This window comes from Desulfogranum aggregans (genome assembly GCF_055398265.1).
In genome coordinates, this window is the sequence record NZ_AP042447.1 from 179,042 (window position 1) to 194,943 (window position 15,902).

The window sequence follows — 15,902 nt, forward strand, 5'->3', positions numbered from 1 at the left end:
ACATTCATGCATTTGCCTCGAGTACAACCGAAGAAATCACTGCTCTCAAACATGGTTCTGAAAGGAATCCTGATACTGGGGATCGTCACAGTATTTTCGGTTTTCTTTGGTACTGGCCTGCATCATGAACTGACACTTTCCGCAGTAAAATCCCACCAATCGGTGCTCCAACAGCTCTATGCCGGACATCCGTGGCTGGTCGTTAGTGGCTTCCTCGCCTGCTATCTGCCCGTTATAATCCTTAACCTTCCCGGCGCAGTGGTGCTCGGACTGGTTGCCGGTTCGATTTTTGGCACCTTGGTTGGGACATTGTTGGTGTCTTTTGCCAGCACTATAGGGGCAACCATGGCATGCGCCCTTTCCCGCTACTTGTTCCGGGACATGGTACAACGGCGATTTGCCGACAAGCTGAAACGGGTCAATGCGGGCTTGCAGGACGAGGGCGCTCTTTATCTTTTTTCTCTCAGGCTGCTGCCGGTCATTCCCTTTTTTATCATCAATCTGGTCATGGGGCTGACAACACTCCGTCTGGCCACTTTTTTTTGGGTTTCACAACTCGGCATGCTGCCAGGAACATTTATTTTTGTCAATGCCGGCAACCAACTGGGTCTGATAGATTCTTCGGCTGAAATCTTATCCCCGGGTTTGCTGGCCGCCTTTGCCCTCATGGGTCTTTTTCCACTTGCAGCCAAACGCTTGCTTGTGTGGCAGAGAAGATCACGACTGACGAGCCGGCAACGGCAGCAGGCGAATACCAAATTATCAGTCCTTCCCACATCTCTATCTCACCAGCTGGCTGCAATTGAAAGTCATTGTAGCGAATGTGGGGCATGCGTCAGAAACTGCGCCTTTCTGAGCCATTATGGCACCCCCAAGGCCATTGTCGCAAATTATGACTTTACCGATGCCAAAGCCCAGTCAATGGCTTACGAATGCAGTCTCTGCGGCTTGTGTACTGCAGTTTGTCCGGATAAACTTGACCCGGGCAAACTATTTCTCGACCTGCGAAGGGCATTCGTTACAAACGGTTGGTTCAACGAATCGACCTACAGCAAAATCCTCAGCTACGAGAAGGTTGGAAGATCGAGGCTTTTTTCCTGGCAGGGAATTCCCAATGATTGCGATACCGTATTTTTCCCCGGCTGTAATTTGCCCGGTAGTCGCATGGTAACCACATTACGCCTGTTTGAGCATCTACAGCGTACCATCCCAAAAATTGGAATGGTGCTCAATTGCTGTAGTAAACCCTCCCATGACCTTGGCCGACAAGAGTATTTTTTTGCAGCTTTTGGTGCGTTGCGCCAAAGCCTTCAGCGGCAGGGAGTCCAGCGTGTTCTGGTTGCCTGTCCAAACTGTTACAAGATTTTCCAGCAGTATGGTGAAGGCCTGGAAGTGCAGACAGTTTATGAGGTGCTTGAGGTGGAACAGGTAGCTGTGCCAATGGAAAAAGCATGGAATGCAGTGAGTGTTCACGACCCCTGCTCTATGCGAGATGCTAATGCTGTGCAGCAGTCCGTGCGTCGACTGGTTGACGGTCTGGGCCTGGATCAAGTGGAGATGAAGCACCGGGGGCGTTACACAATCTGTTGTGGCGAAGGGGGCACGGTGAATGCCGTTCGTCCCTCCTTTGCCAAAGGCTGGGCAAACATGCGAGCAAGGGAGAGCCGTGGTCGCCCAGTGGTAACCTACTGCGCAGGCTGCTGCAGTTTCCTTGAACGGATCATGCCAACGTCCCATCTCGCCGACCTGCTCTTCCTGCCTGATTCAGCAAGGCCAGGCCAAAAATCGGCAACTCGTGCACCGTTCACCTATTTGCAACGACTCCGTTTGAAAAGAAGACTGCAAAAAGAATCTTTTCTCTCCGGCTCTGTAACCGCTGATTGACAACCATAATACCTGTCCTGCCCAAAGAGCAGAAGACCATAAATAATTTCAGCAAATTCGAAGAGGTAAAGGAACCACCTCAAGCTGGTGCGCCAGTCTATTCGCTCTTGAAACTATCTTTGGGAATCTCTACTTTAAAATTTTATTATTTTCTATCGATTTCGAGGAAATAGAGAGTTTTCCTATAAGTAAAACCTAAATTGAAAGCTTCGGCTTTAAAATATAGGCTGCCAGAAATAGTTACAACCCTTTCATCTTGACAATAATTTTTCCCAATAAATCTGAAAAGGTATTAATTTCTTTATTCGTCAACTACGTTGATACTGGGGTTTAAAATTCAAAATCAACACCTCGGCGCTAAGCCTGCTCCCGCGGGCCTTGGCAAAGGACGCTGTTTTTCGCGTGTGCCTACGTTATTGCAGTACCGTTTTTAACAGTTTTTATACCAAAAACCTCGTGAAGTCGGTCAATTGAAAGGCAGTTCAGCATGGACTTCGCCACCTTGGGTAGCTCATTTAATTGGTAAAAACTGTGATCTGGTGTGGCGAACTCCGTTGCCTGTATTTTAGACGCAACCCGTCTAATCTGTGACCAGGGTTTTTTGCATTTCAGCTCCGCTATCCGCTCTACGAATAGTGCCAACACACATATTTTTACATGGGCTTCTATTCGCCTTTCAGCCCAATGGTACATTGGCATCATTTTGATCTGCGTACGCTTAAGTGAGCGGAAGCACCGCTCAATGACCATCAGGCCACGGTAACCATAGGCCGCATCCTCAAGGCTCAGGTGGATGTCGTTGGTTTCCAGTACCCACTTGCCATCATACTTTGCCGCAGCCTTTATGGCTTTACGGTCGATCCGGACGGTGCCCTTCTCAGTTATGGTCAGGTATTTTTTGTACCTTCGAGAACCCAACAGGGCTATAGCCCATTTCCTGGTTGCACTCTTGTCTTTGTGCTGCTTGAGTTCCCATTCAAGCATGGCAACAATTTTTTCTCGGTGGGTGGCCTGCCGTCTGGCCTCCGACGGATTATAACAGACGATATATCGCTTGCCGTTGGCGAGGTTCACCTCTTTGGCATGAAGATTTTCAGAGAATTCCCTGTAACGACCTGGCTGCGAAAGAACTGTTTCCTTAACCTCCTTGACACTGGCCATCCTGGTGGCAAGCAGATATGTGCCGCAGGCCTTAGCCAGTTCCTTTCGATTCCCTTCGGAGTTCATCCCGGAATCAGCAACGAACAGCGCCCTGCCAAGATTCCACCCTCGAAGATCGCTTTTTATGGTCTCGACAGTACTGACGTCAGCAGTATTGCCGGGGAATACCCAACTTCTCACAGGGATACCCTCTCGAGTAACAGCCAGGGCGACAACGACCTGAGGCGCCCATGTCCCTTCTTTCGTATGACCATACTGCCGCGGGCCTTCCTCATCCTCATAATCAATGGCAAAAGATGCTGTAGTGGTATCATAGAAGATGAGATCCACCGTCAGGTTCAGCAGGTTGGCCACATTGTAAAAGATCTCCCGCTCTACCTTATCCGAATGGCTATGGAGCAAGTCCATGGCCTCATACATGTGATGCAGTTGCAAGCTGTCACACCCTGGCAGATATACAGTTTCAAGCCACCTGTCCCAAACACCAAGTTTTGATTCCGGAGTACACAGTCGATTGGCAACCATGGCAAGCAGGGCTTTTTCATAGGGAACCTGCTTCTTTTTGGCAACCTCCCTGAATATTTTGCCGATACCGTATTGCTCCCACAGTTCCTCGATGATTTTAACTGTACCGAAATCGACGGTCCGGAGGATCTTGACATCTTCCGGTAAGCCGCCTTTGCGCACTTCACCGTCCAGAGGATCAATAACCTCGACGCCGCAGACTCTGGCAACGGATCGGCATAACCGCACCAAGGCTTCACGGTCCAACTGGTCTGCCCGCCCGAAGCTGTGGATAATTTTAGCAGTCACCTTACCGGTGACCGGATGCCGTTCGTTATGGGCCAGCTGGTAGTATTTTGTTACCGAGCCGTCTTTGTTCTTTCGTTGAGTAGTTCGCAAATACATGATTGCCTATCATGCTAAATGCGTATCCCCAACCTGTCAATAAAAAACTACTCAAACGTGTGCCTACAGGTTTTGACCAAAATCAGGAGACTTGAAAGTGCAACGTGCTGATATTAGGTGATTTTATTTTTCGACTGCAGTAAAACGTGCCTACAGTTCTCAAACTAAAGTGATATTTCATGAGTGAATGCTTCATAAAAGCGATGATGCTCTAGACTGATCAAGCACCTGGGTTTCAGGTGCTTGTCAAGTGGGATATAGTTCTGATCTAATTTAGATTAAAATATTCAAATTTAAATAGAGAGTATTTCTCGATTAATTAATGATGTTGATATTTGAAATGTTTGGTATTTTCCTCTCCCTGCTCTGAAAAATTGCAAGTCACCCCCCAGTCGCCAACTTCATCAAAAGTGAAGTTTGCTGCATACATTCCGCCACCGAAAGGCATTAATTTACCGGTCTGTTTTTTTCCAGATGGTGAGATAACTTCAATTTCTCCTTTGGCCTGTTTCAGTTGTTTGCTATTTTTTGAGAGCGAAACCATGATATGATGTGTCTTCCCCTCAGGATCTTTCATTTTCATGCTTTCCAGGCTCATAACTTGAAAGACGGCTTTTACCCCATTAGAATCATCTACGTACTTGAAATGCTCTGCGGAATTTTTCTTGTCATGTGCCATTGAGCCGTGATCCATTTTGTCACCTGACATATCTCCGTGGCTTCCATGGTCACCACTTTTCATAGCCCATGCGGACGATACGGCAAAAAAAAGTACCAAGGCAACTATCATTCCTTTAGACTTGATCATACTATTCTCACTGGTGTCCGGTTATAGTTTGCTGAAATTAAACAGCATTTTTTGATAACTTTCAGTTCTATGTTTTACAGGCAAAGGGTTGAATAACTCCCACAGATTCTGTTTTTTAAACAGGTTTAACTGCAGAATTCGTTGGATTTGTGTAATAGATTGTCCCAGTTTTGCCAAAAATTTCATGTAAGAAAGTACCAGCATGGTGATAAGGGCAATCCATATCTGTGTCATGACCGCGTTGCGGCTGGTACCGAGAAAAGTTTTGATCTTCAGGTTTTGTTTGATCCACTTGAAAAAAAGCTCAATCTCCCACCTGCTTTTATAGATATCGGCAATGGTTTTAGCTGCCAGGTGGAAATTGTTGGTAAGGAAAACGTAATGTTTGCCGCTCTTTGGGTCTTTGTACCCTATTCGCCGTAGAGGTATGGGGCATTCGTCTGATTTTGTACCGGTAAGAATGATGGTTTGATCAGAGGTGAGTCCTTTGGATTTAAGGACTGGGCGTCTTTCGGTCACCTTGTATTTGATGTTGCGTTTGAGGCGGGTAACAAGGAAGTTCTTTCTTTTATTGAGCTTATACAGCCAGGAAAAATCTATGTACGCCCTGTCGGCAGCAATAATCGAACCTGCCGGTAACGCGAGGGTTCTTGCAAAGGATAGGTCTGAGGTTTTCGCGTCGGTAATAGCAGCGAACTTGGGGATATAACCATCATGATCCAGCAAGGCGTGCAGTTTCACACCGCCTTTGGTCGAACGAAATTTTGCCCAGGGAAAGACGGACAAGCAGAGGTCGATGGTTGAGGCATCAAGCGAGTAAAGCTTGTTCTTGAACTTGAATTTCTTTTTTCCTGGTGCGATGGACATGCAGCGTTGGTAGGTCTTTTCAAAGAAAGCCTGATAGAATTCTGCAGGTCGCTTGTTGTTTGCGTCAGCTAGGGTTGATTTCTTCACTCGGTTGACTCCGAGATGATATAATCTTCCTGCTTGTGTCTGCAGGGAGTCACAGATATCACGAAGACTCGCTCTACCGGTAAGTTGAGCAAACATCATGATAGTAAATTGGCCCCACTGGCTGAGAGCACGGTACTTTCGTTGCGGTCGGTAAGGACCCGTATGCAAATATTGGAATTCATGTCTGTCAATAAGTTTGAGCAATTGTGCAAGTACCGTGTTACTATGAGCCATGGCCTGAATCTCCTTTTATGTTAATGTGTTAGCGGTAACATCATTATACAAAAAAGAAGCTCTTCAGGCCTTATCTATTTCCTTAACCGGACAGCAGTGTACTATTCTCCAGAAATTTTACTGTTTAAATTTTTCAATCCCTTTCAAGAAATACACACCAGATAGGGCTCATTAATTTAGAATTAGATTATGATGCTATCAGCATTGGCTCCCCATAATGCTTAAAGCGTGAAATACTCAGTAAATCAACACATTGAGCAATATGAGAAAACCTAATCATTAAATAACAGGCTGCAATTAGAATATCGGCATTGCCACGGATAACGGGGTTATTGTCTGTACTTATCTACAGCAAATCTTCAGAGAAAAATCACCGGATACAATTGAAGCTATTCGGGCAGCTACAGTAGAGGTCGGTGACAGGCGTGTTCGTCTTGCCATGATGACAAGTGCCACAACCATACTGGCATTATTACCTGTGCTCACCTTTACAGGAAGGGGCGCGGATGTAATGGTGCCAATGGCGATACCAACCTTCGGTGGTATGATGCTTGCCATTCTGACTATTTTTATCGTTCCGGTTTTCTATTGCAGCCTCGCAGAATTAGCTCTTAAATTTAAGCTGAAAACAACACTAACCCAAAAAACAGAGGGTAATCAGAAAGTAAGGAATTTTATAATAAATTGTGATCAATCGAGGAAACCTTCAGGAGTATCGACTATTGGGATAAAGGAGTCAAACCCAGAAATTTCAAAGATTTCTCGGACGTGATCCTGGGTATTACACACAGCAAACTTATTACCATTTTTCTTGAGGGTGCGGGCAAAGTTAAATATAACCCTTAGTCCTGCACTGGAAATATAATCAAGATCAGCAAAATTAATTATAATTGGTTTTTCATGCGGTATCTGGAAAGAAGAGATCCAATTTTCAGCCTCTTCGGCGGTCGCAGAGTCAAGGCTACCGATGATATTGATAGATGTATATTTGTTATTGCTTTCAGATGTCGTGATTTTCATAAATAATTGATCAGTGGTTATTTAATATTTTTTTTAGGCAAAGAATGTTTTTGTTGTCTTCTCTGGTATATGTATAGCTATCTATAAAATTTTTTACCAAGTGTAAACCAAGCCCTCCAGGTTGCCGTTTTTCCAGAGGCAGGCTTATGTCAGGAGGTGCAATTTCCAAAGGATTAAAAGCTGGACCACTATCTTTGTATACAATTAGTAGTTCATGGTTTGATTGATATATGGTAATTTCAATGGAATTTTGTATACTTGTGGAAGTATATTTATAAAAATTGGTCCACAATTCTTCAGCTATGAGCCTTACTTGGTACATGGTTTTCTGGGAAAGTCCCCATGTCACAGCCAACTGCTCGATTTGTATTCGAAAATCTTCAAATGATTTATTTGATGCATCTAGAAGAAAATGTGCTTTCATACTATCATTGGCTACAAATTTTTGCCTTCTCTAAAGTAGATATTCCTATTTCTGGCTTAATATGATTATTTTGTGCATTTTGAACTAAACATTTTGTAGACTTTTTCCGAGCAAAAAAATCACCCTCTTTTACCTGTAACAAGCTCGTATAACTGATTTTTTTGCCCCATTAAATCCTCATAAGGGCCGTATTCAACCAGTTTTCCAGATTTCATTACACCGATGAAATCGAAATTTTGTATAGTATCCAGACGGTGAACAACGGCAATAACCGTTTTTTCTCCTTTCCACCTTTCTAGTAGGCGTTGGATTCTTGTCTGAGACTTGTTGTCCAAGGCTGAAGTTGCTTCATCCATGAGAACTACTTTCGGCTCTTTCAATAACACTCTGGCAATGGCAAGCTTCTGCCGTTGTCCACCAGATAAGTTGTCACCCATGTTTCCGACATTATGTAACATGCCAGCATCAGCAACATCCTCCAGGCAGTCCTCTTCTATTAACAGGCGAATAATTGCTTGACTTATCTTTTCGTTGGGTATGGTTTCTTCTGTCTTAATCTTACCGTAAAGAATGTTATCAAGAACAGACCGACCAGAAATAGCTTGATTACTTTTCAGAGGTGCCAATATGCCTGCATACTCATTATTATCAATAATCCTGCGCCAAGAAGATCGGGCCGAGAGAATTGTATCATCTAAGCCTGTCGGTATAACAATGGAAGAGTGAATACCAGGAATATAGAGTAGAGCAGGTTTTAGAAAAAGATGCTCCTCGTCTGGAGATAAATCGGACTTCGAAGAAGCATCTATTTTGTTGATTAAAGTCACGTATTCTGATGGCTCGCCTGCAAGAAGAGGTAAAAAATTCAGCTGAGTATTGTCATCTTGAGATGAAAACTGCAGCTCAACGGATTCTTTGGCTATTTGCTTGCCTAAACGCAACAGCATGTCAAAGAGGTTATGATTTCGAAGAAAAGTATGGAAGGTTGGTTTAGCCAGCAGTTGGTCAATAGCACTGTCAGGACTCCGTGATACTGAAAATGTGATATTTTCTAGGACTGTGGAATATTGAAGGTATGTATTCGGGTCGTAAAATTCGATGAACTGGGAAATGTCCGGTTCTAAAGTTTTTTTAAAATTTTCGCGCATGGTAATAATTTTTGAGCTGATAGTAGAAGTTGACTGCTCAAAACTTGTCTCAAGACCAAATCGAATGATATCAACAAAAAATCCAGCCTGCTGCAGGCAGAGAATAAGATGATCCAGGGGTGGAGATTGGTAGGTATTCTTTTCCTCAGTGGGTTGATCATAGGCAGCCCCATGAGCATAAATAAGATTATCCAGCACGCTACCTGAAAAAATAAAGGGGTGTTGTGAAATGTACCCCACTTGCTTAACTAGTTCTCTTTTATCTATGTCCTTGATTTCGGCTCCGTCAATTTTTATGGAACCGTTGGTATAGGGAAGCATCTTGCCAATGCATTGAACCAGGGTAGATTTGCCACTTCCAGAAAAGCCCACCAAGGCTAGATGCTTTCCAGGCAGCAGGGTAAAGGATACCTGTTGTAATATTGTTTTTCCTTCCGCCAGTGCGTACCCCGCATCGGTTAATTGCACTGTTCCATTTATGGGTACAGGTTTATTTTCTTTTTCTGGAGATGACTCGGTAACCGGAATATCAAAGATTTTCATGGTTCGTTTATAACGAACTGAAGCGTCCTGGTATACCTGATAAAATTCAATAAGTTGCTTCCAAGGATCATAGAGTTTTTCTTGTGCTGAAAGAAAAGCTACCATTGAGCCAAGTTCCAATTGGCCCTGCATTACCAGGTAACCGCCAAAGATGAAAACAGCAAAAGGTCCAAGACCAATAAAATAATTATTTGCTGTTTTGATGCTGAAACGAAATAAGGACCATTTGAGCCGAATGGTTCTTAGCTGTTCAACAAGTCGATTAAACTTTTGTTTTTCATGTGTGTGTGCAGCATGAACATTGATTTCGTGTATACCGGTAATAGACTCAGTAATCTGGCTTGCCACCAGCCGAGATTGATCTACTCGCTTTTTATTGAATCGGTTGGCCTTTTTTTGTAGGTATGGGATTAAAATGACAACAATCGGATAAATTGAAAGGGTAATAAGAGCAAGTTGTGGATTCAGCCAGAGTAGATAACCTGCAAAGGCCAACAACGTAAGTATATTGGATAGAGGTACAGCTAGAGCCATCCCTGCAAAAGTACCGGCTGATGCCAACTCGGTCATAAGGCCTGTTACCACTACTCCTGGTTGAGTATTACGAAAAAAAAGAAGAGGTAAAGAAACAATATGGCTGTAGAGTTCTTTTCTCATAGCCAGCATGGCATCTTCACCTATTCGTGCCTGAAGATAATTGACAACTAGTTTACTGGCACCGGTTATGGTAACGGCAAGTAAGTAAATTCCACAGTATAAGAGTAGTGAGTCAATTTTTTTTAGTACTATCGCATCGTTGACAATTCGTTTCTGCATCTCAAGTGGTATCACTCGAGTAGCCACCATCACAGAAATAACCAGAAGTAAAAGCAATTGCAACTTAAGGTTCTTGCGAAAGGCCCACGACATGAGTTTCTTTTTGGTTATGGGCTGGTGGCTTTGTTGGCTCTCAACACTCATATTATAATGTTTTTACATAATCTTAAGGCTGGGTGGTGACAGGAAGTTATTGCTCAATGCAATCTGGTTCAAGTACAATTACAACAAGGGTGATATCGTCAGCCTGCTCCGCATTTCCTCGAAAAGATGTTACCTCCTCAGTGATTCGTTGGATTATTTGAGCAGGTTCTCTTTGATAATTGTCACGAATAATTTTTTTCACCCTATCTTTACCAAATTTTTCCTTTTGTTCATTTTTCAATTCCCACAACCCGTCACTGCCGATTATAAGTACATGTCTGGAATGGGTGAGAGTTAAAGTATTACCCACATATTGAAACTCAGTATCAAGGCCAAGTACCAATCCTTTTCCATGCAACTCGTCAAAGGTATTATTTTCAGGTGTATAGAGCAGGGCAGGTTCATGGCCGGCACGCACCCATTTGACTTGCTTTGGAGATGGTTCTATTTCGAGGTAAAACAAGGTCGAAAAATTACCATACTGGAGTGTGTCCCAACAGAGGTAGCGATTAACATCGGTAATATGTTCTTCTGCCGCTCCAGGTTGCTGGACACGAACACGCAGCAAAGCTCTAAGTGTTGCCATGAGTAAGGCTGCACCAATACCGTGGCCAACAACATCACCTACAGCAACATGTAGCCTACCAGCATGAATTTCAGACTCAATGAAATCAAAATAATCACCTCCGGTTTCATCACAATAGAGACTAATACCAGCTGCAGTTATTCCAGTATCAGTATAATCGTTTTGAGGTAAGAGTGTCATCTGTACCTCTTGGGCAATTTCCATTGCTTTTTTCAACTGCATCCCACGCTTGATTTGCGAAGTCATACGGTTAAAACTGTAAAGCAAGTCACCAATTTCATCTTTTGTAGTAATTTTAAAAGGTTTGCTGAATTTGCCATTTGCCAATTCATCAGCTGCTTTTGATACCTGCACGATTGACTGTGTGGTCTGTTTCAGGCTGGAAAGAATAAACCATAGCAAGATCGTTATACATGACAGAGCGGTGATAATATAAGCGATTCTGAATTTGATCAGCGGCTGTAAGACCTTCTCGCCAGGGGCGATAATCACCAAGGTCCAATTTGCTTGCTTTAATCGGTAAAACCCGCTTATTTCCTCTGGTGGGGAGCCTTCGCCAAAGACAATACCTGATTCCTTTTTTTGTAAGGCTATAAATGTATTATGTTCAAGTATATCATCTTCGCCAAACCTGTGGGTCGAAATGATACCTGTTTTTTTATCGCCATTAATTGTCTGAGCAAGAATATTTCCACCTTCATCAACAATATAGGCTTTATAGATGTTCCACCATTGAGATTGAATTGTCTGTGCTATGAGTTGTTCAAAATCAAGACCAATTTCAATATTACCCGTGACTTCATGTTCCGGGTTTACCAGTTGGGTACGGAGAAGAACAGTTTTTTCCTCTAACCCTACTTCATAGAGAGGAGGACTAACTGCCGAGATTTCCTCCGTAGCGTTATTGCTGTCGCTCCAGTAACGCATATGCCGTCTCATAATGAGACCATTTTTTTTAATTTCCTTTGGCCATTCGGCTCTAATCTCAGTAACACCCTTGATTTGATACAATCTTTTTAGAATAAAATCATGAAATCCATCATCAAAATCTTTTTTGGTCAAGCCCTCGAGAAGTGAAAGGAGTTGCTTGGGTCGATCAAGCTGCATGTCGATATTATGAGCCGCTTTTTCGAGTTGAGCCAGCGCCGTCTCTCCCCACTGGTCAACCAGTACGTTGCGAACACCTATAAAACCAACAAAACCTGTCAGGGATAAAAAAAGAAAAACAGGTATTATAATAAGCACCAACGTTCGTTGGCTCAGCGTTTTCGGTTGGTACATAAAATTATCTGTTTATTGAGAGGTCAATACCGGAAAATGAATAAACCAAATAAATATAAGATAAATCATATACATTTTTGTCGTTTTTGTCATAAAGAGCTGAGAAATAATCAGCTATTTTTTTCATTCAGGGAAAAACCATTGGCATAATTTAGAATTATGTTTGTATCTCAGAAAACGGCGCACAGCTAGACGAGCAGCATCATTTTTTTTGTTTCAATGAGAGGCTATGCATTAAGCTACCGGGCCGACACTACTACTGTCCTGTTTTTCAGGATTTTCATCCTGCCTTACCAGACTATTATTGATGGGAATACCTCATTGTGGGAAAGGCCTAGCTACTAATTCTTACTAACCCTTTGCTATACCTGTTTTTTCGAGAGAATCCAGAAAAACAGATATATGAATAATTGCTGGTGTAATATTTGCTTTTCAAATGGTAGCTCAAAATGCAGAACAAAGATTCATCTTTTCGCATATATGAGGTTTTCCAATGACTGAGACTGACGACAATAACCCTGGAGAGAAAACATCAAAAACAGATCATAGTTCAAATCAGAATTATGTCGATCCTGTGTGCGGTATGGGAACTGAAGATAAAGATGAATTGATCCTGCACCGTTACAAGGAAAACAGATATTATTTCTGCAGTGAACACTGTCTTGAAAAGTTCAAGAGAAACCCAAAAATCTATTTAGATGAGTACAACGACAAAAAGGATAGTAACTCATCGACAAAAACGGATTCCAATAATCAATACACCTGTCCTATGCATCCGGAAGTGATTAAGGATGAACCAGGTTCATGTCCCAAGTGCGGGATGGCGCTGGAACCGATGACGGTCAGTCTTGAAGAGGAGGACAAAGAGGAATATTTCGATATGCGTAAACGATTTATTGTTGGCGCAGTTTTTACTCTGCCGTTGATGATCATTGCTATGCGGGGTATGCTTCCGGGCGGACAATATGTCGAAGAGCTAGCTTCTCCACAAACCCTTGGCTGGATAGAATTGTTTCTGGCAACTCCTGTAGTCCTCTGGTGTGGAAGGGTATTTCTGGTGCGAGCGATAGATTCATTGCGTCAACGTAGCCTTAATATGTTTACGCTCATAGGTCTCGGCGTTTCCATGGCATATGTCTACAGCGTTATCGCAGTGATATTTCCAATGATATTTCCTGAGGCCGTACGCGGGCCTGATGGAGCCGTTGGAGTCTACTTCGAAGCATCTGCAGTGATCGTAACCCTGATACTCTTGGGTCAAGTCCTTGAACTGAGAGCACGCAATCAGACAGGAGTAGCTATTAAGTCATTACTCGGTCTCGCTCCCAAAACGGCTCACAAAATTGACGATGCCGGTAATGAAACAGATATTCCTCTTGAAGATGTTCAGGTTGATGATTTACTGAGAGTGCGGCCTGGTGAAAAAATACCGGTTGACGGAGTCGTGACGGATGGTTCGAGTTCAGTAGATGAATCGATGATCTCGGGCGAACCGGTCCCTGTCAAAAAAGAACGTGATGATGAAGTCATCGGCGCTACCGTCAACGGTACAGGTTCCTTGACTATTCGTGCCGACAAAATTGGTAACGATACAGTTCTTTCCCAAATTGTACACATGGTCGCTGAAGCACAGCGCAGCCGTGCTCCTATTCAAAAGCTGGCGGATGTCGTGGCCAGCTATTTTGTTCCAACCGTAATAGGCGTATCAATTATTGCCTTTTTTATATGGTTTTTTTATGGCCCGGAACCGCAGCTGGCTTACGCGCTCATTGTTTCAGTATCAGTACTTATTATAGCCTGTCCCTGCGCACTTGGACTTGCCACGCCAATGTCGATCATGGTTGCGACAGGTAAAGGCGCAAGCTTGGGAGTTCTTTTCAAAAATGCTGAAGCAATAGAAACCCTGCGTAAAATTGACACGCTTGTTGTCGACAAGACCGGTACGCTTACCAAGGGTCAGCCGGAGCTGACGGATGTCGTACCAGTAGAAGGTATGTCCGAAAATACATTACTTTTCCATGCTGCAAGCCTGGAAAGGGTCAGCGAGCATCCCTTGGCTGAAGCGATTGTCCGCAATGCAAAAAAACGCGATATAGCCCTAACCGACACCACCGAATTTGAATCGCATACCGGAAAGGGTGTCTCTGGCAATGTTGACGATGCTATCGTATTGCTTGGCAACCTGAAACTGATGGAAGAGTTTGGCATAGATATCTCTTCTCATGATGATGAAGCCGATCAAATGCGCGATGATGGCCGTACCGTTATGCATGTTGCAATAGACAATAAACTGGCTGGCTTACTGGCCGTGTCCGATCCGATAAAAGAAACCACGCCGGACGCAATTTCAAAGCTCCACGACGAAGGGTTGCGGATTGTCATGCTAACCGGCGATAACCGCTCCACTGCCAATGCGGTCGCTGCAAATCTCAATATAGATGAGGTGATACCAGAAGTCCTGCCAGAGCAAAAAGCAGAAAAAATAAAAGAATTCCAGAATAATGGCAGTGTCGTTGCTATGGCAGGGGACGGCATCAATGATGCGCCTGCTCTGGCTCAGGCTGATGTTGGCATAGCAATGGGTACCGGAACTGACGTGGCTATGGAATCAGCCGGAGTAACGCTCGTAAAAGGCGATCTCAATGGAATTGTTCGTGCAAAAATCCTTTCCAATGCGACTATGACCAATATCAAACAGAATTTGTTTTTTGCATTCATCTACAATGGGCTGGGAATACCAGTCGCCGCAGGAATTTTGTATCCTTTTTGGGGCATCTTGCTTTCTCCAATCATAGCGGCAGCCGCCATGAGCCTGTCATCTGTTTCTGTTATCGGTAATGCTCTGAGACTGCACCATAAAGAAATCGACTAATTTAATCCACGGTGTTGACATGAACAATAACATGAAAAGAAAGTATCTCGTTTTTCTCGTTTTTCTCGTTTTGACAGTTCCTTTGGTGGTCTTATCAGGTTGCTCCCACCAGAGAATGGGCCAGTCCTTCCAGGGATGGAATCACATGATGGGCGGAGGCTTTGGAGGGATGTTCATGTGGCTCATCTACCTTCTCATAGGAGGGGCAATTATCTATTTTATTTTTTCGCGGAGAAATGATGTGCATAAAAAAGATAATTCCCCACCGCAGAATTATCTCGATATTCTCAAGAACCGCTATGCCAGTGGAGAAATAGATAAAGAAGAATTTGAGCGGCTCAAAAACGAGCTCGAAGATTAAGCATTGTATCGTTTTGGACAAAGGTATCGAGTTGGTTAGGACTGTTGTCAATTGACAAAGATTATGATCGTATAACAGTGGATTAATGCCATAGAGAGGAAAACCATATGCAGAAAAAAAACAAAGGCAGCATTAAAAAATATTTGAGATTCATCGCAATGATTGGAACATCAATGGTGGTGATGTTCTTTTTGATGTATTTACATTCTTACCAGATCATTAATCATGCCAGGTTCAGTGAAACGCGATTGTTTATGACCTTTATAATGGGTGGTGCAATGATGATTGTCATGCTGTCTTTTATGCTCGATATGTATAAAAACAGCAGAGTCAACATGGTCATTTTTACTGGAGCCGCCATACTGCTACTCATATCTGTATGGCTTGTCCGGAGTCAGGTGACTGTAACAGGAGTTGATTACATGGAAGGTATGATACCGCATCACTCAATTGCTATTCTTACAAGTGAGCGAGCCAAAATTTCAGATCCACGTGTACGTGAACTCGCAGATAAAATTATTGCTGCACAGCGAAGAGAAATCAAAGAAATGGAGTGGCTGATTGAAGATATCAAAACTAACGGTATAGCAGCGGACCGGCTAGAAGCCACAGCAAGGCCTGTGCCGCAATTTTCAGGCATGTGAGATTAAGAACCAAGATATCTGTCCTATACATGGTTAACACACCAAAATCACCAGAAACAGTTTATGGTAATTACGAACAGAAAAAGATTTCATGACGATGGTTGGTCTAAGGC

The 15,902-nt window shown here is 43.4% G+C and carries 12 protein-coding genes; 5 read left to right on the plus strand and 7 right to left on the minus strand.

The window, feature by feature from the left end:
- Positions 1-6: 6 nt before the first annotated feature.
- Entirely contained in the window at positions 7-1,884 is a 1,878-nt protein-coding gene (locus ACZ52Z_RS00810; RefSeq protein WP_464268866.1) for a VTT domain-containing protein, read from the plus strand.
- A 408-nt stretch (positions 1,885-2,292) separates the two neighbouring features.
- On the opposite strand, the gene ACZ52Z_RS00815 is transcribed toward ACZ52Z_RS00810, so the two are convergent.
- The 3 genes from ACZ52Z_RS00815 to ACZ52Z_RS00825 all read right to left on the minus strand — a co-directional run bounded on the left by ACZ52Z_RS00815 (position 2,293) and on the right by ACZ52Z_RS00825 (position 5,950).
- Positions 2,293-3,954, minus strand: coding sequence for an IS1634 family transposase (locus tag ACZ52Z_RS00815; RefSeq protein ID WP_464267206.1), 1,662 nt, complete (start codon positions 3,952-3,954; stop codon positions 2,293-2,295).
- Positions 3,955-4,273: 319 nt separating this feature from the next.
- Entirely contained in the window at positions 4,274-4,762 is a 489-nt protein-coding gene (locus ACZ52Z_RS00820) for a hypothetical protein (protein WP_464268867.1), read from the minus strand.
- Positions 4,763-4,783: 21 nt separating this feature from the next.
- The gene (locus ACZ52Z_RS00825) at positions 4,784-5,950 is read right to left on the minus strand and encodes an IS4 family transposase (RefSeq protein WP_464267775.1); all 1,167 of its coding nucleotides are present in this window, start codon (positions 5,948-5,950) and stop codon (positions 4,784-4,786) included.
- 310 nt (positions 5,951-6,260) lie between these two features.
- Here ACZ52Z_RS00825 and ACZ52Z_RS00830 point away from each other — a divergent pair, with 310 nt between their 5' ends.
- Positions 6,261-6,722, plus strand: a complete 462-nt coding sequence (locus tag ACZ52Z_RS00830) for an efflux RND transporter permease subunit (protein ID WP_464270740.1) — start codon at positions 6,261-6,263, stop codon at positions 6,720-6,722.
- Here the strand turns inward: ACZ52Z_RS00830 and ACZ52Z_RS00835 are convergent.
- The 4 genes from ACZ52Z_RS00835 to ACZ52Z_RS00850 form a co-directional block, all read right to left on the minus strand.
- Positions 6,641-6,970 carry an STAS domain-containing protein gene (locus ACZ52Z_RS00835; protein WP_464268868.1) on the minus strand — a complete coding sequence of 110 codons (330 nt, stop codon included), beginning with the start codon at positions 6,968-6,970 and terminating at the stop codon, positions 6,641-6,643. The two genes, ACZ52Z_RS00830 and ACZ52Z_RS00835, sit on opposite strands and share 82 nt — an antisense overlap.
- Before the next feature lie 10 nt (positions 6,971-6,980).
- On the minus strand, positions 6,981-7,394 hold the full coding sequence (locus ACZ52Z_RS00840; RefSeq protein WP_464268869.1) for an ATP-binding protein: 414 nt from the start codon (positions 7,392-7,394) through the stop codon (positions 6,981-6,983).
- Between the two features lie 119 nt (positions 7,395-7,513).
- The gene (locus tag ACZ52Z_RS00845) at positions 7,514-10,045 is read right to left on the minus strand and encodes an ABC transporter transmembrane domain-containing protein (RefSeq protein ID WP_464268870.1); all 2,532 of its coding nucleotides are present in this window, start codon (positions 10,043-10,045) and stop codon (positions 7,514-7,516) included.
- A gap of 46 nt (positions 10,046-10,091) precedes the next feature.
- Positions 10,092-11,912 carry a SpoIIE family protein phosphatase gene (locus ACZ52Z_RS00850; protein ID WP_464268871.1) on the minus strand — a complete coding sequence of 607 codons (1,821 nt, stop codon included), beginning with the start codon at positions 11,910-11,912 and terminating at the stop codon, positions 10,092-10,094.
- 493 nt (positions 11,913-12,405) lie between these two features.
- On the opposite strand from ACZ52Z_RS00850, the gene ACZ52Z_RS00855 reads away from it, so the two are divergent.
- The 3 genes from ACZ52Z_RS00855 to ACZ52Z_RS00865 all read left to right on the plus strand — a co-directional run bounded on the left by ACZ52Z_RS00855 (position 12,406) and on the right by ACZ52Z_RS00865 (position 15,789).
- Positions 12,406-14,784: a heavy metal translocating P-type ATPase gene (locus ACZ52Z_RS00855; RefSeq protein ID WP_464268872.1), complete on the plus strand. Its 2,379-nt coding sequence runs from the start codon at positions 12,406-12,408 to the stop codon at positions 14,782-14,784.
- 175 nt (positions 14,785-14,959) lie between these two features.
- Positions 14,960-15,145, plus strand: a complete 186-nt coding sequence (locus ACZ52Z_RS00860; protein ID WP_464268873.1) for an SHOCT domain-containing protein — start codon at positions 14,960-14,962, stop codon at positions 15,143-15,145.
- Between the two features lie 107 nt (positions 15,146-15,252).
- Complete coding sequence (locus ACZ52Z_RS00865) at positions 15,253-15,789, plus strand: DUF305 domain-containing protein (RefSeq protein ID WP_464268874.1); 537 nt, start codon at positions 15,253-15,255, stop codon at positions 15,787-15,789.
- Positions 15,790-15,902: the final 113 nt, after the last annotated feature.